Here is a 22,595-nt window from a genome sequence, read left to right as displayed (position 1 = left end):
GCCATATCTATACCTTAACCTTTAAAAAGAATCCACTATGTCAAAAACAAGCCCTAAGCCCGAAAAAGCCGCTTTTAGTAGTTTATTACCTATTTTTGCGTTTATTAAACCGTATAAATGGATGGTAGTGGCGGCACTTGGCGCCCTTTTAGTCACCGCTGGTGTTAACTTATCATTAGGGCAAGGGGTTAAGTTTGTCATAGATCATGGCTTTATTGCTGGCTCCCAAGCGCAGCTACAACAAGCTGTATTAGTGCTTATTGGTTTAATTAGTTTATTGGCCGTGGGCACCTTTAGCCGCTTTTATTTAATGTCCTGGATTGGCGAACGCGTTAGTAACGATATTCGCAAAGCGGTGTTTAATCGCATTGTTACCTTGCACCCCAGTTACTTTGAAGAAAACCGCAGTGGCGAGCTTATGTCGCGTTTAACAACCGACACCACTTTGCTGCAATCGATTATTGGCTCTTCCTTTTCTATGGCGCTGCGCAGTGCATTAATGTTAGTGGGTGGCTTGGTAATGCTGTTAGTGACTAACTTAAAGCTTACGCTCGTAGTGGTTGCGTGTGTGCCGCTAGTATTAGTGCCGATGATGGTATTTGGCAAAAAGGTTCGCAAACTTGCAAGTTCTAGCCAAGATGCAATAGCCGATATAAGCACCTATGCCGGCGAGATCATTCAAAATATTAAGGTAGTTCAAAGCTATAGCCACGAACAGCGTGAGCAACACGCCTTTGCACTTGAAACCGAAAAAGCCTTTAACGTTGCCAAAAGCCGTATTAAACAGCGCTCTTTTTTAATTGCTGCGGTAATATTTTTAACCTTTAGTGCGATTAGCGTAATGCTCTGGGTAGGCGGTAGTGACGTACTGGCAGGCACTATGACAGGCGGTGAGCTAGGCGCCTTTGTGTTTTACGCCATTATGGTGGCCATGTCGGTGGCTACCGTAGCCGAGGTTTACGGCGAGCTACAACGAGCTGCTGGGGCGGCAGCGCGCCTACTTGAATTACTGGCCGTCAAAAGTGAAATAGAAAACCCTGTCACTCCACAAGACGAAAAGCTATTAATAAAGACTGACAGCCCCGCCATTACACTTGAAAATATTAGCTTTAACTACCCATCTCGCCCCGATGTAAGCGCACTTAACAAAATAAGTTTAACAATAGAGCAAGGTAAAACAGTGGCTATTGTAGGCCCCTCTGGCGCAGGTAAAACGACGTTATTTGAATTACTACAGCGCTTTTACGACCCTGCTCACGGCGCGATTAAGTTTCATGATGTAAATATTAAAGACATATCGCTTACCACCCTGAGGGACAAAATGGGCATGGTGGCACAAAACCCTATTTTATTTAGCTCAGATGTAATGCATAACATTCGCTACGGCAACCCAAACGCCACTGACGAGCAAGTATATGCAGCCGCAAAACATGCTCATGCCGATGAATTTATTAAGCAATTACCACAAGGTTATAACAGCTTTTTAGGTGAGCAAGGCGTAAGGCTATCGGGCGGTCAAAAGCAGCGTATTGTATTGGCACGCGCTATTTTAAAAGACCCAGAAATACTGCTTTTAGATGAAGCCACCAGTGCACTCGATGCGCAAAGCGAGCACCACGTACAAGCCGCGCTTGAGCATTTAATGCAAAATAGAACAACGTTAATTATTGCCCATAGGCTGGCAACGGTTAAACATGCCGATTTGATTGTAGTAATGGAAAATGGGGAAATAAAAGCAACAGGGAGCCACCAGCAATTGCTAGCAAGCTCCCCTTTGTATCAGCGTCTTTGTGAATTGCAGTTCAACAAAAACTAACCTTCTGTGTTTGGCACTATTTGAATTTCTACACGGCGGTTTTGAGCTCGGCCATTAGCGCTATCGTTAGTGGCTATTGGACGGGTTTCGCCGTAGCCTGTAGTGCTAATACGTGCAGCCATAATTTGCTGGTTCACTAAGTAATTTTTAACGCTTTGCGCGCGCTCGCGCGACAGGTTCATATTGTAGCTGTCTTTACCTGTGCTATCTGTGTGACCTTCCACGCTTAGGTAGGTTTTTTCGTATTTGCTCATTACTTTAGCAATGGCGTTTAGGGTATCGTTAAAACCTGATGAAATATAAGATTGGTCTGTCGCAAAGGTAATGTTAGATGGCATAACTAAACGTAAGTTATCGCCCTCACGTACAACTTCAACCCCTGAGCCTGCTAGTTCATCACGAAACGCTTCTTCTTGCTTATCCATGTAATCACCTACAGCAGCACCCGCTAGTGCGCCAATAGCAGCACCAATAAAGATGCGCTTGTCTTTATGATTACCCGTAGCTTTACCTAATACGCCACCTGCGGCTGCACCAATTGCGGCGCCTTTGCCTGTGTTGTTCATTTCGCAACCACTTAGTAATACAGCTACTACGGTTACGCTTAAAAGTGATTTAGTTAAAGTCATGTGATGTCCTATTCATTAAGAATTATAAAGCGAGTATGCAAATACATGTATGAACAAACTATGAAGAGCATGTTAAAAGCAGTTCGCTTTATACCAATCCACTTAATTAACCTGAGCTGCACATAAGAAATGGAACTAAATGCCCTTGCGGTGATCAGATCTTTCGACCAAGAAACATAAGATTACCAAGGCAAGGGCATGAATAACTTAGATGCAATTTACGTAGATGTCGATGATTTTTGTTTATTGTTTGAACCTCAATGGCTTAAACACCTAATAGAATCAGGTGAAAAGCAACGCATTAAGCCATCTCGACTATCCTCTAGCGAAGTGATGACTATATTAATTGCTTTTCATCAATCAGGTTATCGCGACTTTAAAACTTACTACACCAAATTTGTTTGTCAGTATTGGCGACATTATTTTCCTGATTTAGTCAGTTATACACGTATGCTGAAGTTACTTCAGGCCACGTTACCTGCTCTGTGTAGCTATCTGAAGCAGCGCTTTGATAAACCAACAGGCATTGCATTTATCGATTCCACTTCTCTCAAGGTGTGTCACAACATGCGTATTCCTCGCCACCAAGTTTTTGCGGGAGAAGCCAAACGAGGCAAAGGAACAATGGGCTGGTTTTATGGTTTTAAACTTCACCTCATCATGAATGATGAAGGTGGTTTATTAGCTGTAAAAGTGGCAGCTGGGAATGTTGATGATAGACAGCCGGTATTAGATATGGTCGATAATGTTACAGGTAGTTTATACGCTGATAAAGGTTATGTATCTGCAAACTTAAAAGCGGAACTTGCTGAGCAAGGCATTAATTTTATTACAGGACAACGAAGTAATATGAAACGTCAGCCAATATCATCTTGGGATAGAGCGATGTTATCAAAGCGTTTCATCATTGAAACAGTTTTCGACCAGCTGAAAAATATGGCTCAAATAGACCACACAAGGCACCGCAGCTGCATCTCATTTATGGTTAATTTAATGGCTGGATTAATTGCCTACACTTTTCAGACTAAAAAGCCGAGTATAAAAGTGACTCGACTTTAATTCTTATGCAGATCTGAGGTTAATTAAGTGGATTGGTATTATTTGTAGATTACGAATTAATGTATGCATTTAATAAAAGTGTCATACTCCTTTGTGACAATTTAATGAACTTTTAAAAGGATATGAGCTCAATGTTAGTCGCTATTTTTAGACAGTTTTTTTTACTTGGCTGCATGAGCTTTGGTGGCCCTGCTGCCCATTTAGGCTATTTTAAACGCCACTTTGTAGACACACTAAACTGGTTAAGCGATACCCGCTACGCGCAGCTTATTAGTTTAAGCCAAGCGCTGCCCGGGCCAGGTTCAAGTCAAGTGGGCTTTGCAATTGGTGTGGAGCGGGCGGGGGTTATTGGTGGCATTACCGCATTTATCGCTTTTACCTTACCGTCTTTTTTAATCATGTTGTTATTAGCGGTAAGCGCGCATCAGTTTGATGCTGTTTACTTTGCTATTATTGCGGGCTTAAAACTGTTTGCGGTTGTTATTGTGGCCGATGCAACACTCACTATGGCAAAAAGCTTTTGTACCAGCGCTGCGCTCAAGCTTATCGCAGTAATGAGTACCTTGGCTTTATTGCTATTTCCTTTACTTGGCACGCAAATAGCTATTTTAGTGAGTGCCGCTGCTATAGGCGCAATTTGGCCTCTGTTACAACTCAACACCCAGACTGAGCCTAAAGCAGATACTAAAAGCGCGTTTAAGTGGCTTCCTTTAGGCTTATTTGTTTTACTACTCGCTATTAGCTTTATACCTTTAGGTGATGACCTTACTTTGTTTGCTCCTTTTTACCAAGCGGGCGCTATGGTGTTTGGGGGCGGGCACGTGGTATTGCCTGTATTGCAAGCTGGCGTACCAGCGCTAAGTAACGATCAATTTTTAAGTGCGTATGCCAGTGCTCAAGCTATCCCTGGCCCCATGTTTACAATAGCCACTTACTTAGGCGCGCAACTCACTTCAGAGCAACCCTTAATAGGGGCCATAGCTGCAACCCTACTTATTTTTACACCGGGTTTTTTATTAATGCTGGCGTTTCAAAAAAGCTGGTTAAACCTGGCAAGTAAACCTCGCTTTGCAAGCTCTATTGCGGCGCTTAACGCTGCCGTAGTGGGCTTTTTAGCGGCGGCTTTGTACTCACCTATTTGGACATCGGCCGTTCACAACCTATGGCAGGTTGCACTGGTTATTGCTGTTTTTGCATGGCTAAGAATGAAAAAGCCACCTATTTGGTGGCTATTAGCTTTATTTATTGGTGTGGGTCTTGTTCAGCACTATTTGCCATTACTTTAAAGGTCGGCTTATCGGTTTGCTGTGCATTAGGCGGGCTTAATTGCCCGCTAACACTTTGATACGCTCTAAGGCCAAATACTGGCAACACTGCCAATAAGTGATCCATAATTTCGGCTTGTAAATGCTCGTAAGATATCCAACGCTTGTCTTCACTAAAGCAATAAAACTCAATCGGTAAGCCGTGGTTCATTGGTTGTAGCTCACGCACCATAAGCGTCAGTGAGGTATTTATTCTGTTATGCTGCTTTAAATAGCCCTCAGCGTAGCGGCGAAACAAGCCTAAGTTAGAGACCGGATCAGGCAACGAGGCAACACGTATATATTCATGCAGTGGTATAGCTGCATCTATTTGTTTTCTAAATTCGTCACTTACTAAGCATATGCTGTGCATATCAATATTAAGTGAGCGCTTAATACGTCGGCCGCCAGACTCTTGCATTCCTCGCCAGTTTTTGAACGACCCTGCTACCAGCATATAAGTAGGAATAGTCGTAATGGTGTTATCCCAGTTACGCACTTTTACGGTGTTTAGCCCTAAGTCTATTACTTCACCGTCGGCGCCGTAGTTTTCTACTTGAATCCAATCGCCGTAAGTAACTAATCGGTTTGCCGCAATTTGAATACTGGCTACAAAGCCTAAAATAGTGTCTTTAAAAACCAATAAAGTAACAGCGGCTATCGCACCAAAACCCGACAAAATATAGGTAGGCGATTTTTCAAGCACAATGCTGACTATTAAAATTGCACACACAATAAAGGTGATCAGCTTAACAACTTGTAATAAGCCCTGAATTGGCACTTCGCGGGCAAAATCTAGCTGGTTATAAATAGCGCCGGCAATGCTTACAATGCTGCTAAAAATAAAGCCTACATGAATAATTAATATACCTTGGCCAATGGTTTTTAGTATTTCGGCACTAAGCTCATTAACAGGGTAAACGCTGTCGAAGGTTGCTAAAAAAAGCACGCTACATAGCATACCGGCTATGCGCTTATTAAGTTTTGTGAGCAACGGAGAAAGTAACCCTATGCGCTCTGGAGATAACTTAGTCACCACTTTTTGAATGCCTGGCAGCATTAAGCGGCGTGTAAATAAATACACCACTAACAACGAAAACACACCAATAGAGGCTGCAGTAATTGCACTTAAAAAATCTGCGTCGGGTACTTTTTCAAACCAAGGAGCGATTAGCTCCTGCAGGTGGGTATTGGTCATAGTGTTTCTATTTCCTTACAAATGGGTGGCTCAGGTAAATCGTGTTGGGCATAAATGCTGGCAAGTTGCGCGTCTTTAGCAACCCATAGCTCATTAACGTACTTTTGAAAGTGGCTTCTAAATGCTTTGTCGTGTTGGTAACTACCTAACATTTGCTGGTTTATAGCAACCACATCAATAGAAACATAAATTGAATCAAGCTCGCCCTTTAAAATATTACGACAAACATGGCTTGTGCTGCCGCTGTACACCACACTGGTATTTAGCATGGCGTCAAATTGCTCGCCAAGTACCTCAAGTGCAAAGGCAATCCCGCCCGCTTTGGGCTTGAGTAAATGTTTAAACGGGCTTTGCTGGCTTGCATGCTTTGCGTGCGTGTAGCGGGTGCCTTCAACAAAATTAATTATGGTGGTGGGATTATTCCTAAAATTACGACAGCTTTGCTTGGTACGCTCAACATCTAGCCTTTTAAGCTTGGGGTTTTTAGCAAGCTGCGCTTTAGTTACGCGCTTCATAAAAGGCATGCCCATAGCCCATGCGCCAGAGCCAATAAATGGCACATACTTTAATTCGTCTTTTAAAAAAAACTTTGGTGCTGGTAATACATTAATTGAGCTAAGCACCACAATATCTAACCAGCTCATGTGGTTACAAATTAGTAAGTACCAACTTTTTGAATTTACATCGCCGTTTATGTTTACTTTTATGTTGGCGCAGCCCAGCCACAAGCCAAACCGATTGCCATTACACCAGCCTCGGTACACGCTATGCAGTATGGTGTTAATTATAGAAAAAGGCAGGACAAGCTTTATTAACCCTAGCATTAATACTAAGGTGCCAAAAATGATTACATTTGAAAAAATCACGCAGCCTACAATTAAGCCGCTGAGCCAATTTGGTAACCACTTTTTTAGCATAATTGTAAGCCCATTTTTTATTACCTTATTATTTATGGTTTTGTTCGAGCTGCAAAAGCGTGTGCTCTTTTTCTTCCCATAAACGGTTTAATTCACTTTGAAAGCCGACTCTAAACTCAGAGTCGCCAGTGTAATCACCAATCAACTCCTCGCTTACTGGGCGAATGTCTACATGCACATTAATTTGCTTCACTTTGCCGCCGGCAAAGTCCATAAACGTAGGGATGCCATCGGGGTAATGAATGGTCACATTAACCACTTTAGAGATTTGCTCACCCATGGCTTGCATTACGAATGCGATCCCGCCTGCTTTTGGCTTTAATAAATGCGGAAAAGGGCTATTTTGGCGAGCATGTTTTTGTGTTGTAAAACGTGTACCTTCTACAAAATTAACAATGCTTACTGGCATTTCTTTAAATTTTTCGCAGGCTTTGCGGGTTGTTTCTATGTCTTTACCACGTAGCTTTGGGTTCTTTTTTAGCTGCGCTTTGCTGGTGCGGGTCATAAACGGAAAGTCGAGCGCCCACCAGCACAGACCTAAAATTGGCACGTAAATTAACTCTTTTTTCAAAAAGAAATTTAAAAAAGGTATTTTACGATTAAATACACGTTGCAGTACTAATATATCTACCCAGCTTTGGTGATTAGCAATCACTAAGTACCAGTCTTTTAATTTGGTTTCTTCAAGGCCGGTAACGTTAATTTGTGTTGGCGTGAATAAGCGTTGGTTAATGCTATTAACCGACACCCAAATAGTGGCACACTGTTTAGCAACCCAGCTTAAAAGCTTTTGCATAGGCTTGATAGGGATTAATTTTAATAGCCCACAAACAAAAATAGGCACAAACCAAATAAGTGTGTTTATTGTATAAAGCATAATACTTAATACACTGCGGATTACTGACATTTATTTACTTTCCTTTAAACAATGCGCGCCAAACAGCGACGCTTTTAATTCTGAGAGTGTACGGTTAATCTTCAAAGTAAGTATAACCTTCAAGCCCGGCATTAAGCTCGGCTAAATACCCTGCTTTACACTGCTCAGACACTGCTAGCTTGTTGACCAATAATTCAAAGTTTTGTGCCAAAATGGCGCTATCATAGTCAACAAACTTTAATACATCCTTAACGCTATCACCTTTAATAGCATTGGTTAATACATAACCGTCGTCGTTAAGCTCTACATGCACTGAGTCGGTGTCGCCAAATAAGTTATGTAAATCACCTAAAATTTCTTGGTAAGCCCCTACCATAAACATGGCTATATGGTATTGCTCGCCATGTTGATATTCAGGTATAGGTAAACTGGTTTCTATGCCCGCGCCTTCTACGTACTCACGAATTTGCCCATCTGAGTCACAGGTAATATCTTGAATAATAGCGCGCTGGGTAAGCGGTTTATCTAAATTCTCGATTGGCATAACCGGAAACAACTGCTCAATGCCCCATACATCAGGTAACGACTGAAACAGTGAAAAGTTAACAAATAGCTTATCGGCTAGCTTTTCGTGTAAATCGTCAAGTACCTCACGGTGCGCACGCGCGTTATTACTAAGTGATGCGCGTACTCGGTGCAAAATAGTAAAGTATAATTGTTCTATTTTCGCCCACTCTAGCATGCTTACTAACCCATGCACGTATTGGTCGTGCGCTTCGCTAAATAAGTGCATCGCATCATGGTAAATCTCTAGCGCCATACGCGGGTTTAAACGCTGTAAACACTGCCACATTTCATCAAGCACTAGCGCACTGTTTTTAAGTGGCGGTTCTGGATTTGGATGATTTGGCGCTTTTTCTACGTCTATTACATCGGTAATTAACACCGCGTGGTGCGCTGTTAAAGCACGCCCTGATTCGGTGATAATGGCTGGGTGCGTAAGTTGATGTTGGTCGCACACCTCAGCAAAAGCATTAACCACATTACGTGCGTATTCTTCAACGGTGTAGTTCATCGAGCAAGCACTGCGTGAGCCTGAGCCTTCGTAATCTACCCCTAAGCCACCGCCTACATCAACTGTATTAAGCGGCACTCCTAGCTGGGTAAGTTCAGCAAAGTGGCGCGCGCATTCACGCAGGGCGCGGTGTATATCGCGTATGTTGGCAATTTGAGAGCCAATATGAAAATGCACCATTTGCATTAAATGTAATTTATTATGCTTTTTAAGCACCTCAACAGCACTAAGCACTTGGCCTGCAGTTAAGCCAAATTTGCCTTTTTCGCCCCCGGTATTTTGCCACTTACCTTTGCCTACTGAGTTTAAGCGAATACGTATACCAATGGCAGGCTCTATGCCTAGGTTATCTATTTCTTCTAGTAAGGTCGTCAGCTCTGAGAGTTTTTCGACGACTATTTTAACGCTGTGCCCCATGGCTTGACCAATACAGGCTAAACGTAAAAACTCACTGTCTTTATAGCCATTGCACACAATAGTAATGGGTTTATCGGCTACCCCTAAAATTGCCATAAGCTCAGGCTTTGAACCGGCCTCTAGGCCAACTAAACCACTTGGGTGCGCCAATAGTTTACTGACCACCGAGCGCTGCTGATTAACTTTTATAGGGTATACACACGTGTACTTGCCTTGGTACGCGCGGCTGCTGCGCGCTAAGGTAAATGCGTTGGTAAGTGTATCTACTCTATTTTTTAAAATATCGGTAAAGCGCACCAACACCGGCAGTGTTAAACCTTGCTGCTTAAATTGCTCTGTGAGCTGCGTTAAAGAAATCGCATTTTTAGATTGGTCACCATCTGGGTAGGCAACCAGCTCGCCTTGTGCGTTAATATCAAAATAGCCATCGCTCCAATGAGCAACATTATATGTAGCGCGTGCTGTTTCTAAACCCCAAGTCATGGCAACTCTTCTTTAATCAATTAGCTATAAAGGCGCATTTTAATACGTCACTACCCCCTACGCTAACAAAAATTGAACTTTAACTCGATACTGGCTAACTTTATTGGCAAAGCAGTTAAAATTTCATTGAGCAAAACGCGAAGCACTGGCAGAATTGCCCCTTTTTCATACTCAACTTAAAAAGTGTAAAAGCAACTATGGCAAATTTAGATCAAAGTAAGTGGTTTACAGAAATTAGCGACCGCGATGGCAGCGCATTTTCATTACGTATCAACAAAAAGTTGGATGAAAAACAGTCTCCTTTTCAAAAGGTAGAAATGTTCGAAACCACAGACTTTGGTAATTTAATGATCATCGATGGCTGTACTATGGTGACTACCCGCGAAAACTTTTTTTACCATGAGATGATTAGCCACCCTGCACTTTTAGCGCACCCAAATCCTAAAAACGTGGTAATTATTGGCGGCGGCGATTGCGGTACATTACGTGAAGTTTTAAAACACCCAGGTGTAGAAACCGTAACGCAAATAGATATAGACGAAGTAGTCACGCAAATGTCGTTAAAATACTTCCCAGAGCTTTGTGAGTCTAACAACGATGCACGCGCAACGGTTATGTTTGATGATGGTATAAAATACATGCGTGATGCTGCGGGCGAGTCTATTGATGTTGTTATTGTTGATGGTACAGACCCAGTAGGCCCAGGCGAGGGATTATTTAACCACGCGTTTTACACTAGCTGCTTAAATGCATTACGCCCTGGTGGTATTTTAGTGCAGCAAAGCGAATCGCCATTAATGCATATGCCACTGCTAGTAGAAATGCGCGAGGCCATGCTAAGTGTGGGCTTTAACGACTTACAAACACTGCCATTTCCACAGCCAATTTACCCAAGCGGTTTATGGTCAGTAACGCTTGCTCGTAAATCACAAGCATTTAATGGCTTTAGAGAAGCCGATGCCGAGCAAGTTGCACAACAAAGCGAATACTACAACAGCGGTATTCATCACGGCGCACTTGCTACACCAAACTTTATGAAACGCGCATTTGATAAAAAATAATTCACACTTTTTTTGAAACTAAAAGGGAGCTTTAAAAGCTCCCTTTTTTGTACTTTAAAAACGCCATTGAGCGTTGAGCATAATTTGCTGCTGCGATATTCGCTGAGCAAACCCACTACCCGGCCTATTTTGTACAAAGCTATGCAGCGCCGAGCCTTCAACACCTATTTGTACCGTATCGGTTAATTGGTAACGCCACGTAGCTGTTAAGCCTTCGCCATGGCTGGCGTTAGGGTCAAATCCGGTGGTGTCATCGTCATCTACTTTAAAATAATCATACCTAAGCGATAACCTATGCTTACCTGCTTTATGGCTGAGCATTAAATAATGGCTATAAAAACGGTTATAAATAAGCTTATTAGCCCCCATTTCGGTTTTACCATCGAGTAGCTGGGCAATCAAACGGGTTTTACCTGTAAATTTATATAACCACGCTAAACTGCTAAAGCGAGTATGCCAAGCATACTGCCCTGTTGTGCGATTAAAAATGCTGGGATCGGCGTTATTATCGTAATAATAAAACCTAAACTGCGAGCGTTTTAAATAATCCCAATGCACACCGGCATAGTAGCCAAAGCGGCCATCTACTTCTTCAAAAGGCAGTACTTGGTTAGCTTGCCAACGTAATTCGTCACTATTTAATGCCGCAATAGGTGCAAATTGTACACTTTCGTTAAATGTTGTTTGCCTGTCGTGCAGCGCAAACCCGCGCCACGAAAGCAACGTCCCTGTTGGGTCGTTCCCTTTAAAAATAGCAGCGCTCACACTAAAGCTATGCTTAGAATTAAAACGTTTACCTGGGCGCTTAATGCTAAGCTCACCACCTATGGTGCGAAGCTCTTCGCCAAGCCAACTGTTTATGGCCGAATTAGTATAATTGTAAGGCGATGTCCAGCCTATATCGGGGTTTTCTAGCGACATACTAGGGTAAAACCCACCAAGCTTTACATGCCATTTATAACGGCTGTTTACTAACGGCTGATACTGTAAATACGCTTGGCTTAAACCTAATGTGGTGTTCGGCTCTTGATTAGCATTTACAACGGCATGTGCGCTCCAGGCACTACTTAAATCGGCCTTAAAATCTATAATTCCTTGCGATAACAAAATGCTATCACTGCTATCTCCATGGCGATATAAACCAATACCGCCATCTTGAAAGCTTTGTGTATCATCGCTTGCAACCGCACGAACCTGAATAAGCCCTTTAACTTGCGAAAAAGCCGGTAGGCTCATAAAAAGTAGGCCAAGTAATACTGTATTTTTGCGCTTAATAGTCATCAAATTCATCCGTAGCAAAGTCTATTTGCTCGGCTATGGCCTGCTTTACGGTGTAGTCTATAGGTGAATCGCTTACATTAACGCTGTGGGTTTCTACGTTGCTTATATCGCTAAAGCCAGAATGCCATACACTCATGCTGTATTGCCCATTAGGGGCAGTTAAATTAACCATACCGTTGTCGTCGGTAATTGCAAAAACGGTGCTATCAACCACCACAATATAGCCCAGCATCCAGTCATGAATATTACAGCCAAGCTCAACCACCCCTGTTTGATCAAACGTTATGGGCGCTTTAGGCTGCTCTTTGTAAAGTTTCAACTCAAAGGTTTTAGCTTTAGAAAACGAATAGACGTGGTGCATGATAGAGTCGGCATTAGGAAACTCTACCTTTGCATTTTGCGGAACAACTAACGTACGCGGCGTAAACTCGCGGTTTTGTTGGCTCATTGCGTAGGTTTTACTTTCTTGATTGCCGGCCTGAATCGATGCCCCGCTTAGCCACACAACCGCATTTGCTAAAGGCTGATTATTGGCATTTTTTATAGTTATTGTTGTTGCTGCTGCGCAGGTACTCATACTTAGCAGTAACACACTTAGTAAGGGTTTTATCATGGGGCTAATCACTATTATCAATTTGTTTACATTATAGACCGATTAAACCGTTAAATTCTTTCTATTTTTTAAAACATTGAATACGTATGTAGACAGTCGTATTAACAACTCACTGCCATTATCCTTAAAGGTCACCACCGACTCATCAAAGGACACACAATGAGAACATCCGCACTTTTACTACTGGCGTTTGCTGGCAATAGCTTTGCACAAACCGCTGTAGTTGAATCACCAAACTCACAAATAAAAGTAACTATTTCAGATGAAAATAGCACACCCAGCTACGCTATTAGCTTTAAAAACAAACCAGCTATAAACGCATCGCGCCTGGGTTTTGAATTTAAAACCCAAGCCGCATTTAGAGATGGTTTTAAAATTACCCATGTTAAGCAGCAAAGCGTAAGTACCCAGTGGCAACAACCTTGGGGCGAGCGACAAACGGTTACTGATAAACACAACGAAGTTGCGGTTACGTTTACAAAAAACGAGCCTAATGGTGCAACCTACACAGTGCGCTTTAGAGCTTTTGATAGTGGCGTTGGCTTTAGATACGAAGTACCAAAACAAGCAGGCTTTGAGCAAACACACATTACCAAAGAGCTCACCGAATTTGCCATTAACAATAACAACAATGCCACCGCCTGGTGGATCCCCGCTCGCGGCTGGAACCGATACGAATACGTTTACAACACCACCGCATTAAATGACGTCCCCCTTGCACACACGCCGTTTACCTTAAAAACCAATGACGGTACCCATATAAGCATTCATGAAGCAGCCTTAGTTGATTACGCAGGCATGGTGCTTAATCAACGCCGCCCAGGCACTTTTAATGCCGATTTAACACCGTGGTCAGACGGCATTGCCGTTAAAAAACAAGGTGCATTTAATACCCCTTGGCGCACCATTCAAATTGCCGACAGCGCGGTAGGCTTAGTCAATTCAGACATAATATTAAATTTAAACGAGCCTAATAAACTAGGCGATGTGTCGTGGGTAAAACCTGGCAAATACGTGGGTATTTGGTGGGGCATGCATATAAACACACAAACCTGGGGCAGCGGCGAAAAACACGGTGCCACAACACAAACCACTAAGTACTACATGGATTTTGCCGCAGAATATGGCTTTGATGGCGTACTAGTAGAAGGCTGGAACATAGGCTGGGACGGTGACTGGTTTTTTAATGGCGATGTATTTAGTTTTACACAACCCTACGACGACTTTGATATAGCGGCCCTTACTCAATACGGCAAACAAAAAGGCGTGCAGTTAATTGGCCACCACGAAACATCGGGTAATGTAAGTAACTACCGTGACCAAATGGAGGATGCCTTTGCCCTTTACGAAAAATCAAACGTAAGCCAAGTTAAAACGGGTTATGTAGCGGATGGCGGTAACATAAAACGCATAGACGAAAACGGCATTGCCCGTCATGAGTGGCACGACGGCCAATTTATGGTTAACGAGTACCTTTACAACGTAAAGCTGGCTGCTAAACATAAAATTAGTATTAACACCCACGAGCCAATAAAAGACACAGGCCTGCGTCGTACCTACCCAAATTGGATTGCCCGCGAAGGGGCACGCGGCCAAGAGTTTAATGCATGGGGCACGCCGCCCAACCCACCAGAGCACATTCCTATGCTGGCGTTTACCCGTATGCTGGCAGGGCCTATGGACTTTACCCCTGGCATTTTCGATATGGGCTTTAATGGCTTAGGCGATGATACAAACCGCCCACAAACAACGCTTGCCAAGCAGCTTGCACTTTATGTTGTGCTGTATAGCCCGATTCAAATGGCCGCCGACTTACCTAAAAACTATTTAGCCAAGCCTGATGCATTTCAATTTATTCAAGACGTACCAACCGATTGGCAGCAAAGTATTGCGCTTGATGGCGAAGTGGGCGACTTTATTGTTTTTGCCCGTAAAGAGCGCAAACGCGATAAATACTCAGGAAACGATTGGTACTTAGGCGCCGTAACCGACGAGAAAGCCCGAACTATTGAGGTAAAACTCGACTTTTTAGAAAAGGGTAAAAAGTTTGAAGCGCATATATACCAAGACGGTAAAAACGCTGAATGGAAAAACAATCCGTACGATTTAGATATCGAAAAGCGCGTAGTTAGCGCAAATGACAAGCTAACTTTAAAACTAGCAACAAGTGGTGGTACAGCAATCCGCTTTAAAGCACTCTAAGTTTTAGCACTATTAACGTTATGGAAATAGCCAACTCTGCACAGCTTACTGTGCAGAGTTTTGTATTTTTATAGGTAAATAAATTTGTGCACTTAGGCCGCCTTCTGGGCGGTTTTCTAGCTTAACTTTACCATCGTGCATATCAATAATACGCTTAATAATGGCAAGGCCTAAACCACTCCCCTCACTACCACGCGCGGTATCACCTTGTTTAAAAGGCTCAAACACCGATTCTAGTTCGCTTTCTGGTATACCGGGGCCGTTATCGTTTACCGCTATCACAACGTATTTTTTGTTTGAATTAAAGTAGCTTAATACTTCTATATCGCCGTCTGAATAGCGCAGCGCGTTTTCAATCATGTTAGTAATTACACGCTTAATAGCCACACTACTTAACGGAACAAGCCCTACGCTGGGGTTGCCTTTAAAGGTAATAACGCGTTGCTGTTTAAGCTCACAATTAACCACTTCAGTCACTAGCGCATTTATATCTTCGCAAGCAAGCTCATCTGTTTTGTGGTGGCGTAAATACTCAATAAATTGATCGATAATGCCGTTCATATCTTCAATATCGTAAATAATGCCTTCGCGAAGGTAGTCATCTTCATCGTTCATCATTTCGGTGGCAAGGCGGATACGAGTAAGCGGGGTGCGTAAATCGTGAGAAACACCGGCCATGAGTAAACGGCGATCGTTTTCAAGAGCAGCAATACCGCGCGACATTTGGTTAAATGCACGGGTAACTTCTATTACTTCACTGGAGCCTTCCTCTTCAAGCTTACTACTAAAATCGCCCTTACCCACTTTCACGGCTGCTTGCTGCAACGCCTTTAATGGGCGGTTTAAGTGCCGAGCAAATAGCCAGCCGCCTAACACACTTAAAAAACCAATACTTGATAAGTAAAACGTTAAAAATTCAAGGTTGTTTTCTTGATACCCGCTAAGCGGTACTTTTACCCAATAACCTGGTGCTTGCGGCGCTTCTACCCAATAAATCAGCGGGTCGGTTTGACTAATACGCACCCGAGCAGAACCATTTAATTGCTCAGACATACTACGCGACAGCATCGAGTATTCTCGGGTTTGACCCAGCCCTTGGCGCATTGCCTCGCGCTGCGTCATCACTTCTATACCTGTAATTTCAAAAAACTTTTCAGATACTTCGTCGTTGATTTCTACGCCGTCTTCCCAGTCTATAAATACCGTTTTAATTTGCTTAGCGAGCATTAAATTTACTTGCTCTATGGTTGGTTTTACAACGTAAAAGCTCACCGTTACATACGACACTATTTGGTTAATTAGCAGTAAAGCGGCCACTAAAAATACAGTTTGGCCAAACGCACTACGCGGAAAAAAACCCATATAAACTACTTATCACCGTCAGGAACAAATACATAACCCAAACCCCATACAGTTTGAATATAGCGCGGGTTGGCGGCATCTACTTCTATCATGCGGCGCAGTCGCGATACTTGCACATCAATACTGCGCTCAAGCGCACTGTAATCTCGCCCACGGGCAAGGTTCATTAGTTTATCGCGGCTCAGTGGCTCGCGCGGGTGCGATACAAGCGCTTTAAGTACGGCAAATTCACCGCTGGTGAGTGAAATGGTTTTATCGCCCTCGCTCATTTCGCGCGTGGCTAAATTAAGCGTAAATTGACCAAAGGCTATTAAGTTTTCTTCTGCTGCGGGTGCGCCCGGTACTTCTTTGGCGCGGCGGCGTAAAATAGCTTTTATGCGAGCCAGTAATTCGCGCGGGTTAAACGGTTTCGGGATGTAGTCGTCTGCGCCTAGTTCAAGGCCTATAATACGGTCGACCTCATCGCCTTTTGCTGTCAGCATCACAATAGGAATTTCGTTTTCTTTTTGGCGTAGCCGGCGGCAAATAGATAAACCATCTTCGCCTGGTAGCATTAAATCAAGCACCATTAAGTGAAAGTTTTCTCGCTCAATGAGTCTATCCATTTGCTCTGAGTTTGCGGCGGTTCTAACAATAAAGCCTTGCTCTACTAAATAACGCTCTAGTAAGCTGCGCAGGCGCATATCGTCATCTACAACTAATACTTTTGTGGTTTCGTGTCCCATTGCGTGTTTCTTATTTTTATTTCCAATTAATAGTTAATATAAATGAAAAACTTAATAATCAAAATCTAATTGCGCGCTTAGATTGTTACTGAACATTTCAAAGTTATAATATTAAAGTTTACACTCGACAAATTTTAGCAATTTTAATAACGTGCACAGCATTAGAGTTAATGAATAAAAGCCCATGAAAACAAATTTAATAACCCGCGAAGGTTACTTACAATTACAGCAAGAGCACGACCATTTATGGAACGTTAAACGCCCTGAAGTCACTAAAATAGTGAGTTGGGCGGCAAGCCTTGGCGATCGCTCAGAAAATGCAGACTATCAATATAATAAACGCTTACTGCGCCAAATTGATCGTCGTGTTCGGTATTTGCGCAAACGCCTACCCGATTTAAAAGTGATTGATTACTCACCGCAACAAGACGGTAAAGTATTTTTTGGCGCATGGGTAGAAATAGAAAACGAGCAAGGCGAGGTTAAAAAATTTAGAATTGTAGGGCCTGATGAAATATACGACCGTAAAGACTACATATCAATTGACTCACCTATGGCGCGCGCCCTGATAAAAAAACAAGTAGACGATGATTTTGAGGTACCTACACCGCAAGGTAAAAAAGAATGGTATGTAAATAGTATTGAATATCAAAAATAGTCCCCCATAACACTATTAATAAATAACTACTTTGATTCAGATCAGGTAAATTTTTTATTGTGTAATATATCTCATTAGGATATATATTGGTTTAGCAGGTTTATCTTTAACCTGATTTTTAAGGTAGTGGCTATGTCAAACTTAGTACAGCGCATATGTAGTAATGCCGTATTGTTTGCACTTTTAATGAGTGTGAGTTTGACTCTGCATGCCAATACCACCGAAGTAAGTGTAGATAACGCCAGTGTATCTAATCATTTTATCGCTTGTGAATTTCCTGACCAAGCAACCCCCGACATTGACTTAGATTCTCATGTTAATGCATTTGCTATTAGGTTGTTTCAACCGCTACCTAATGCTGTTTCATCTTTTTACCAAAGTACAAACCTATACCGTCCTTTTAGTACGGCATATCAACGTGGTCCACCTAGCTATTTAATTTAATTCACAATTTTACTTTTTGATTAAATTTTATAACTAATAAGGTGACTACTATGTCTAACTTTAAAGAATTACGTACCCAAAATATTTCTCATGGCGTTATTGCAAGCACGTTTGAAGATCAACAAGCCACTATTGATTTAACATCTCCGGCTTTAACCGTAATCAATAACTTTACCCAAAAAACGCCAATTCGCGCTCAATACGACACTCCTATCAGCGAGGCGCTTAAACAAGTACTAGCAGAGCATTCTGACTATGTATTGGTGACTGATGATGCGCAAAAATTAATTGGTATTGTTTCAAGTGCCGACCTACAAAGCGCTAAAATTACGGCCATTGCACAGCGTTTAAATACCAGCCGCAATGAAGTGAGCTTACGCTACATTATGACACCTATTAGCCAACTTAATGGCGTAAGTATGCAAAGCCTAAGCTATGCAAGTATTGGCGATGCACTACAAACAATGGAACATCAAGGCAGCATGTTTTTATTAGCAACAACCACTAATAACGAAATATGCGGGTTAATCTCGGCGCGTCAAATAGCTAAAACATTGCATATTCCAGTGCATATTACCCCTATTGCTCACACGTTTAGTGATGTTTTAGAAAGCGTAGAGCACCCTCACTAAAGGGCGCTTTTACGCTTTGTAAGCTCAGCCAAGCCAACCATCTTAAAGCAAGCAAAATTGCTTGCTTTAAGAGCTTTTTATTACAACCTGCTGTGATATTATTCAACTAATAAATACCTGCCAAACTCATTAAATAGCAACTTTAATAAGCTGGGTATAACAGTACCAGAGGGATTTTCTGGTTTTATTTTTTGTATTAAAAGGTTTATGCATGAGCGATATCTCTGCACGTTTAGCCACTGAGCTAAATGCACAACAGCAACAAGTTGTTGCTGCTACAAAATTACTTGATGAAGGCGCAACGGTTCCTTTTATTGCGCGTTACCGTAAAGAAATTACCGGTGGATTAGACGACACGCAATTACGCCTTTTAGAGCAACGTTTGTCGTACTTGCGCGAGCTTGAAGAGCGCCGCAGCTTTATTTTATCAACCATCGAATCGCAAAATAAATTAACGCCAGCACTGAGTGACGATATTACCAGCGCACAAAGTAAAACTGAGCTTGAAGATTTATACCTTCCTTATAAAGCTAAACGCCGTACCAAAGGGCAAATAGCCATTGAAGCAGGCCTTGAGCCACTTGCCGATGCGCTATTTAACGACGCAAACTTAGAGCCAGAGCAACAAGCGCAGCAGTTTATAAATGCCGACAATGGCATTGCTGATACCAAAGCAGCCCTTGATGGCGCTAAATTTATTTTAATGGAACGCTTTGCAGAAGATGCCAAGTTATTAGCTAAATTTAGAAGCCACATTAGCCAACACGGCGCTATACAAAGCACACTTATTGACGGCCAAGAGCAAGCCGGTAGCAAATACCGCGACTACTTTGACCATCAAGAACCTCTTAAAAAGGTCCCTTCTCACCGCGCACTTGCTATGTTGCGCGCGCGTAACGAAGGTATTTTGCAGCTGAGTATTAACCCAGAGCCAAGCAGCGAAAATGCAGCCCAGCTATGCGCGCAAATGATTGCTGATCACTACCGCTTAGATGTGAAATATAAAGCAGCTAGCGCATGGCTATTAAGTGTTGTGCAATGGGCATGGAAAATAAAGCTTGGCCTACACCTAGAAAATGAATTTTTAGCAGCCATGCGAGAAAAAGCCGAAACCGGCGCTATAGATGTATTTGCTAAAAACTTAAAAGACTTACTTATGGCCGCCCCTGCTGGGCCGCGTACCACGCTTGGTCTAGATCCTGGTTTGCGAACTGGCTGTAAAATTGCCGTAGTTGATGGCACAGGTAAATTGCTTACAACCCAAACTATTTTCCCCCACGCACCACAAAATCACTGGGAAAAATCATTACGTACATTAGAGCAACTATGTCGCCAGCATAAAGTAGAGCTTATTGCGATTGGTAACGGAACCGCATCACGCGAGTCTGACAAGCTAGTAGGCGAACTTATTAAGGCCAATGCTGAGCTTAAATTAAACAAAATTATGGTAAGCGAAGCCGGCGCGTCTGTTTACTCTGCGTCTGAATTTGCAGCGAATGAATTTCCTAACTTAGATGTGTCTTTGCGTGGCGCGGTATCTATTGCGCGTCGCCTGCAGGACCCACTTGCCGAGCTTGTTAAAATTGAGCCAAAATCAATTGGTGTAGGCCAATACCAACACGATGTATCGCAAAGCCAATTAGGCCAAACACTAACCGCAGTGGTAGAAGACTGTGTAAACTCAGTGGGTGTTGATTTAAATATGGCCTCGGTGCCGCTTCTTACACGCGTATCGGGGTTAAATAAAACCTTAGCGCAAAATATAGTAAATTACCGCGACACTAACGGCACGTTTACTAAGCGTAGCGAACTTAAAAAAGTTGAGCGTTTAGGACCAAAGGCGTTTGAACAAGCAGCAGGCTTTTTGCGTATTAATCAGGGTAAAGACCCACTTGATAACTCATCAGTTCACCCTGAAGCTTATCCTGTTGTTAAACTTATTTGTGAGCGTAACAACCTTGATGTAAATAGCTTAATAGGCAATAGCGAGTTTTTAAATAAGCTGGTTGCTAATGACTACACCGACGAGAAGTTTGGTTTACCTACCGTTACCGACATCATTAAAGAGCTAGATAAGCCTGGGCGCGATCCTCGTCCTGAGTTTAAAACTGCTGAATTTAAAGCCGGTGTAGAAAAAATAACAGACCTAAAACCCGGTATGATTTTAGAAGGTGTGGTTTCTAACGTTGCTAACTTTGGTGCGTTTGTTGATGTAGGTGTTCACCAAGATGGCCTAGTGCATATTTCGGCAATTACTAATAAGTTTATCTCTGATCCGCGCGAAGTAGTAAAAGCCGGTGACATTGTAAAAGTAAAAGTGGTTGAGGTAGATGCCCCACGTAAGCGCATTAGCTTTACTATGCGCTTAGATGATGAAATAGACACAAGCAATAAACCCGCTGCCGCGCCGCAAAAGCAACGCAGTAATCAGGGCCAGCAACCGCGTGCAGCAAAACCAAAGCGCGATAACGGTAACGCCATGATGGGTAATGCCTTTGCCGATGCATTTGCTAATGCAAAAGTAAAAAAATAATACCCGTTTGCTTCATTAAGTGATCTCTCCTCAAACTAAAAAGCCGCTCATTGAGCGGCTTTTTTAATTATGCTTTGGTTTTAACCAAACGCAGAAAAACCACTCTCGTTTTGGGGTGAGCTAGTCATTTGATAAAAATTAGCAATACGACCAGCTCGTGCGTCTACTTCTGGGTCGCGTGATTGCTCGGTATTAGTATCGTTTTGAGACTCAGCAGTGCTGGTTTCGTTTATTGATAACGCACTTTGTGGCTCTTGAGCTTGCGCTTCATCGTCAGCAGGGGCTGATAATTCAGCTTGCGCTGCGGCCATTTTTTGGGTTGCATCAGCGGCAATAGCTCTATCGGCACTAGAAGGTTCAGCAGGGGCAAGTGCGGCTGCACGTACCGTTTGCATTTTATCTATAGTGGCTTGCGGATCGCCGGGGATTTCAGATACATCAATTTGTACCTCACCGCCAACAGCGTAATTAGTGCCATCTGGTCCGCGTTGGTATTCATAATTTGGTGAGCCTGCATACTGCCCACCCACCGATGCATGAGCTTGTTCGTGCACACGCACTTCAGTATCGCGCGCTTTAAGCTCTTCAATTTGCTGCTGCTCTAATTCTAGCTGTTGCTGAGCTTGCTCTTCTTCGGGTGTGTCTTCGCTTGCTTGTTGCTGTCCGCTATCTGAATTTTCGCTGCCTTGCTGGCGCTGCTCAACAGCTTGCTCATCACTGAGTTTACCGGTTGCATCGTAGGTGGCGGCTTCTGCACTGCTTGGCAGTTTTGCTTTATCAGCATCGCTTTGCGCTTTGGTTTCGGTATTACTGGCGCTATTGGGTGCAGGGGCAGGAATAACTTCGCGCAGTTGGTTGTCACGCCGAGCGGTTTCCGTATAAACATTGGCGGTGTTTATATTGATAGACGGAAATGGCGTGACAATATTCATAACGTTTAAACTTTAATATCGATTAGCGTACCAAGCACTTCATCTGCAGTTTGAATAGATTGCGTGTTTGCCTTGGCATTAAACTCTTCAACTTTTAAATTAACAAGCGCTTCGTCAACCCGAGCTGGTTGTGCAACAGGCGCTGTTACAGCCTCTTCAGGTCGCGCAGCTGTTAACTGGCGCTGTTGGGCTAGTTGCGTATCGTCTTGCTCTTCAATGGTGGCACGGTTTATCTCTGCGCTTGCTCGTTCTATACCTTGGCTTGCACGATTAAACCCTTCTACACCACTATTAAATACTGAACCAATAGCCATGCTGTACCTCCAAAAAATAAATATTGTTTAATTATCGCTCACTTCATGGGCAAAATAAAGCTT

The 22,595-nt window shown here is 42.9% G+C and carries 20 protein-coding genes; 9 read left to right on the top strand and 11 right to left on the bottom strand.

Annotated features, from left to right (window positions below; translation table 11 throughout):
• The first annotated feature begins 37 nt into the window (after nt 1-37).
• Nucleotides 38-1,816 (top strand): ABC transporter transmembrane domain-containing protein, encoded by a 1,779-nt coding sequence (locus MTF64_RS14780; protein ID WP_248451828.1) that lies wholly within the window; start codon nt 38-40, stop codon nt 1,814-1,816.
• Here the strand turns inward: MTF64_RS14780 and MTF64_RS14775 are convergent.
• Nucleotides 1,813-2,445 carry an OmpA family protein gene (locus tag MTF64_RS14775; protein ID WP_248451827.1) on the bottom strand — a complete coding sequence of 211 codons (633 nt, stop codon included), beginning with the start codon at nt 2,443-2,445 and terminating at the stop codon, nt 1,813-1,815. The genes MTF64_RS14780 and MTF64_RS14775 overlap by 4 nt on opposite strands.
• A gap of 198 nt (nt 2,446-2,643) precedes the next feature.
• Here MTF64_RS14775 and MTF64_RS14770 point away from each other — a divergent pair, with 198 nt between their 5' ends.
• Nucleotides 2,644-3,504: an IS982 family transposase gene (locus MTF64_RS14770; RefSeq protein WP_248451826.1), complete on the top strand. Its 861-nt coding sequence runs from the start codon at nt 2,644-2,646 to the stop codon at nt 3,502-3,504.
• Nucleotides 3,505-3,635: 131 nt separating this feature from the next.
• Nucleotides 3,636-4,790, top strand: a complete 1,155-nt coding sequence (gene chrA / locus MTF64_RS14765; RefSeq protein ID WP_248451844.1) for a chromate efflux transporter — start codon at nt 3,636-3,638, stop codon at nt 4,788-4,790.
• On the opposite strand, the gene MTF64_RS14760 is transcribed toward chrA, so the two are convergent.
• From MTF64_RS14760 to speA, 4 genes are all read right to left on the bottom strand, one after another.
• On the bottom strand, nt 4,747-6,006 hold the full coding sequence (locus tag MTF64_RS14760) for a mechanosensitive ion channel domain-containing protein (protein WP_248451825.1): 1,260 nt from the start codon (nt 6,004-6,006) through the stop codon (nt 4,747-4,749). The two genes, chrA and MTF64_RS14760, sit on opposite strands and share 44 nt — an antisense overlap.
• Nucleotides 6,003-6,923: an acetyltransferase gene (locus MTF64_RS14755; protein ID WP_248451824.1), complete on the bottom strand. Its 921-nt coding sequence runs from the start codon at nt 6,921-6,923 to the stop codon at nt 6,003-6,005. The genes MTF64_RS14760 and MTF64_RS14755 overlap by 4 nt, the downstream gene beginning before the upstream one ends.
• Before the next feature lie 28 nt (nt 6,924-6,951).
• Entirely contained in the window at nt 6,952-7,830 is an 879-nt protein-coding gene (locus MTF64_RS14750; protein ID WP_248451823.1) for an acyltransferase, read from the bottom strand.
• Nucleotides 7,831-7,894: 64 nt separating this feature from the next.
• Nucleotides 7,895-9,775 (bottom strand): biosynthetic arginine decarboxylase, encoded by a 1,881-nt coding sequence (gene speA / locus MTF64_RS14745; RefSeq protein ID WP_248451822.1) that lies wholly within the window; start codon nt 9,773-9,775, stop codon nt 7,895-7,897.
• 197 nt (nt 9,776-9,972) lie between these two features.
• On the opposite strand from speA, the gene speE reads away from it, so the two are divergent.
• The gene (gene speE / locus MTF64_RS14740; protein WP_054983340.1) at nt 9,973-10,836 is read left to right on the top strand and encodes a polyamine aminopropyltransferase; all 864 of its coding nucleotides are present in this window, start codon (nt 9,973-9,975) and stop codon (nt 10,834-10,836) included.
• Between the two features lie 54 nt (nt 10,837-10,890).
• Here the strand turns inward: speE and MTF64_RS14735 are convergent, their stop codons facing one another.
• Nucleotides 10,891-12,117 (bottom strand): hypothetical protein, encoded by a 1,227-nt coding sequence (locus MTF64_RS14735; RefSeq protein ID WP_248451821.1) that lies wholly within the window; start codon nt 12,115-12,117, stop codon nt 10,891-10,893.
• On the bottom strand, nt 12,107-12,730 hold the full coding sequence (locus MTF64_RS14730; RefSeq protein ID WP_248451819.1) for a methylamine utilization protein: 624 nt from the start codon (nt 12,728-12,730) through the stop codon (nt 12,107-12,109). Before MTF64_RS14730 ends, MTF64_RS14735 begins: the two co-directional genes overlap by 11 nt.
• Nucleotides 12,731-12,889: 159 nt before the next feature.
• Here MTF64_RS14730 and MTF64_RS14725 point away from each other — a divergent pair, with 159 nt between their 5' ends.
• Nucleotides 12,890-14,932: a glycoside hydrolase family 97 protein gene (locus tag MTF64_RS14725; protein WP_248451817.1), complete on the top strand. Its 2,043-nt coding sequence runs from the start codon at nt 12,890-12,892 to the stop codon at nt 14,930-14,932.
• A gap of 45 nt (nt 14,933-14,977) precedes the next feature.
• Here the strand turns inward: MTF64_RS14725 and envZ are convergent, their stop codons facing one another.
• Complete coding sequence (gene envZ, locus MTF64_RS14720; RefSeq protein ID WP_024033891.1) at nt 14,978-16,294, bottom strand: two-component system sensor histidine kinase EnvZ; 1,317 nt, start codon at nt 16,292-16,294, stop codon at nt 14,978-14,980.
• A 5-nt stretch (nt 16,295-16,299) separates the two neighbouring features.
• Nucleotides 16,300-17,019 carry a two-component system response regulator OmpR gene (ompR, locus tag MTF64_RS14715; RefSeq protein ID WP_004587537.1) on the bottom strand — a complete coding sequence of 240 codons (720 nt, stop codon included), beginning with the start codon at nt 17,017-17,019 and terminating at the stop codon, nt 16,300-16,302.
• 184 nt (nt 17,020-17,203) lie between these two features.
• Between ompR and greB the strand changes: the two genes are divergently transcribed.
• The 4 genes from greB to MTF64_RS14695 all read left to right on the top strand — a co-directional run bounded on the left by greB (nt 17,204) and on the right by MTF64_RS14695 (nt 21,286).
• Nucleotides 17,204-17,677, top strand: a complete 474-nt coding sequence (greB, locus tag MTF64_RS14710; RefSeq protein WP_004588245.1) for a transcription elongation factor GreB — start codon at nt 17,204-17,206, stop codon at nt 17,675-17,677.
• Nucleotides 17,678-17,809: 132 nt separating this feature from the next.
• Nucleotides 17,810-18,121: a hypothetical protein gene (locus tag MTF64_RS14705; protein WP_248451816.1), complete on the top strand. Its 312-nt coding sequence runs from the start codon at nt 17,810-17,812 to the stop codon at nt 18,119-18,121.
• 50 nt (nt 18,122-18,171) lie between these two features.
• A complete protein-coding gene (locus MTF64_RS14700; RefSeq protein WP_004588243.1) occupies nt 18,172-18,753 on the top strand; it encodes a CBS domain-containing protein in 582 nt (193 codons plus the stop codon).
• Nucleotides 18,754-18,964: 211 nt separating this feature from the next.
• The gene (locus MTF64_RS14695) at nt 18,965-21,286 is read left to right on the top strand and encodes a Tex family protein (RefSeq protein ID WP_248451815.1); all 2,322 of its coding nucleotides are present in this window, start codon (nt 18,965-18,967) and stop codon (nt 21,284-21,286) included.
• A gap of 80 nt (nt 21,287-21,366) precedes the next feature.
• Here MTF64_RS14695 and MTF64_RS14690 read toward each other — a convergent pair whose 3' ends face one another.
• Together MTF64_RS14690 and MTF64_RS14685 are read right to left on the bottom strand one after the other, a co-directional pair.
• Entirely contained in the window at nt 21,367-22,218 is an 852-nt protein-coding gene (locus MTF64_RS14690; protein WP_248451814.1) for a putative metalloprotease CJM1_0395 family protein, read from the bottom strand.
• Nucleotides 22,219-22,223: 5 nt separating this feature from the next.
• A complete protein-coding gene (locus tag MTF64_RS14685) occupies nt 22,224-22,532 on the bottom strand; it encodes a hypothetical protein (protein WP_004588240.1) in 309 nt (102 codons plus the stop codon).
• Between the last annotated feature and the right edge of the window lie 63 nt (nt 22,533-22,595).

It is taken from the genome of Pseudoalteromonas sp. 2CM41L (assembly GCF_023161905.1).
GTDB classification, from domain to species: domain Bacteria; phylum Pseudomonadota; class Gammaproteobacteria; order Enterobacterales; family Alteromonadaceae; genus Pseudoalteromonas; species Pseudoalteromonas atlantica.
Note: the sequence above shows the minus strand (reverse complement) of the source record. Positions and strands in the feature narration are given on the sequence as shown.

Excerpts from the sequence above, each read along its gene's own strand:
- MTF64_RS14780 (WP_248451828.1), top strand. The coding sequence starts at position 38 with ATGTCAAAAACAAGCCCTAAGCCCGAAAAAGCCGCTTTTAGTAGTTTA.
- MTF64_RS14775 (WP_248451827.1), bottom strand. The coding sequence starts at position 2,445 with ATGACTTTAACTAAATCACTTTTAAGCGTAACCGTAGTAGCTGTATTA.
- MTF64_RS14770 (WP_248451826.1), top strand. The coding sequence starts at position 2,644 with ATGAATAACTTAGATGCAATTTACGTAGATGTCGATGATTTTTGTTTA.
- chrA (WP_248451844.1), top strand. The coding sequence starts at position 3,636 with ATGTTAGTCGCTATTTTTAGACAGTTTTTTTTACTTGGCTGCATGAGC.
- MTF64_RS14760 (WP_248451825.1), bottom strand. The coding sequence starts at position 6,006 with ATGACCAATACCCACCTGCAGGAGCTAATCGCTCCTTGGTTTGAAAAA.
- MTF64_RS14755 (WP_248451824.1), bottom strand. The coding sequence starts at position 6,923 with ATGCTAAAAAAGTGGTTACCAAATTGGCTCAGCGGCTTAATTGTAGGC.
- MTF64_RS14750 (WP_248451823.1), bottom strand. The coding sequence starts at position 7,830 with ATGTCAGTAATCCGCAGTGTATTAAGTATTATGCTTTATACAATAAAC.
- speA (WP_248451822.1), bottom strand. The coding sequence starts at position 9,775 with ATGACTTGGGGTTTAGAAACAGCACGCGCTACATATAATGTTGCTCAT.
- speE (WP_054983340.1), top strand. The coding sequence starts at position 9,973 with ATGGCAAATTTAGATCAAAGTAAGTGGTTTACAGAAATTAGCGACCGC.
- MTF64_RS14735 (WP_248451821.1), bottom strand. The coding sequence starts at position 12,117 with ATGACTATTAAGCGCAAAAATACAGTATTACTTGGCCTACTTTTTATG.
- MTF64_RS14730 (WP_248451819.1), bottom strand. The coding sequence starts at position 12,730 with ATGATAAAACCCTTACTAAGTGTGTTACTGCTAAGTATGAGTACCTGC.
- MTF64_RS14725 (WP_248451817.1), top strand. The coding sequence starts at position 12,890 with ATGAGAACATCCGCACTTTTACTACTGGCGTTTGCTGGCAATAGCTTT.
- envZ (WP_024033891.1), bottom strand. The coding sequence starts at position 16,294 with ATGGGTTTTTTTCCGCGTAGTGCGTTTGGCCAAACTGTATTTTTAGTG.
- ompR (WP_004587537.1), bottom strand. The coding sequence starts at position 17,019 with ATGGGACACGAAACCACAAAAGTATTAGTTGTAGATGACGATATGCGC.
- greB (WP_004588245.1), top strand. The coding sequence starts at position 17,204 with ATGAAAACAAATTTAATAACCCGCGAAGGTTACTTACAATTACAGCAA.
- MTF64_RS14705 (WP_248451816.1), top strand. The coding sequence starts at position 17,810 with ATGTCAAACTTAGTACAGCGCATATGTAGTAATGCCGTATTGTTTGCA.
- MTF64_RS14700 (WP_004588243.1), top strand. The coding sequence starts at position 18,172 with ATGTCTAACTTTAAAGAATTACGTACCCAAAATATTTCTCATGGCGTT.
- MTF64_RS14695 (WP_248451815.1), top strand. The coding sequence starts at position 18,965 with ATGAGCGATATCTCTGCACGTTTAGCCACTGAGCTAAATGCACAACAG.
- MTF64_RS14690 (WP_248451814.1), bottom strand. The coding sequence starts at position 22,218 with ATGAATATTGTCACGCCATTTCCGTCTATCAATATAAACACCGCCAAT.
- MTF64_RS14685 (WP_004588240.1), bottom strand. The coding sequence starts at position 22,532 with ATGGCTATTGGTTCAGTATTTAATAGTGGTGTAGAAGGGTTTAATCGT.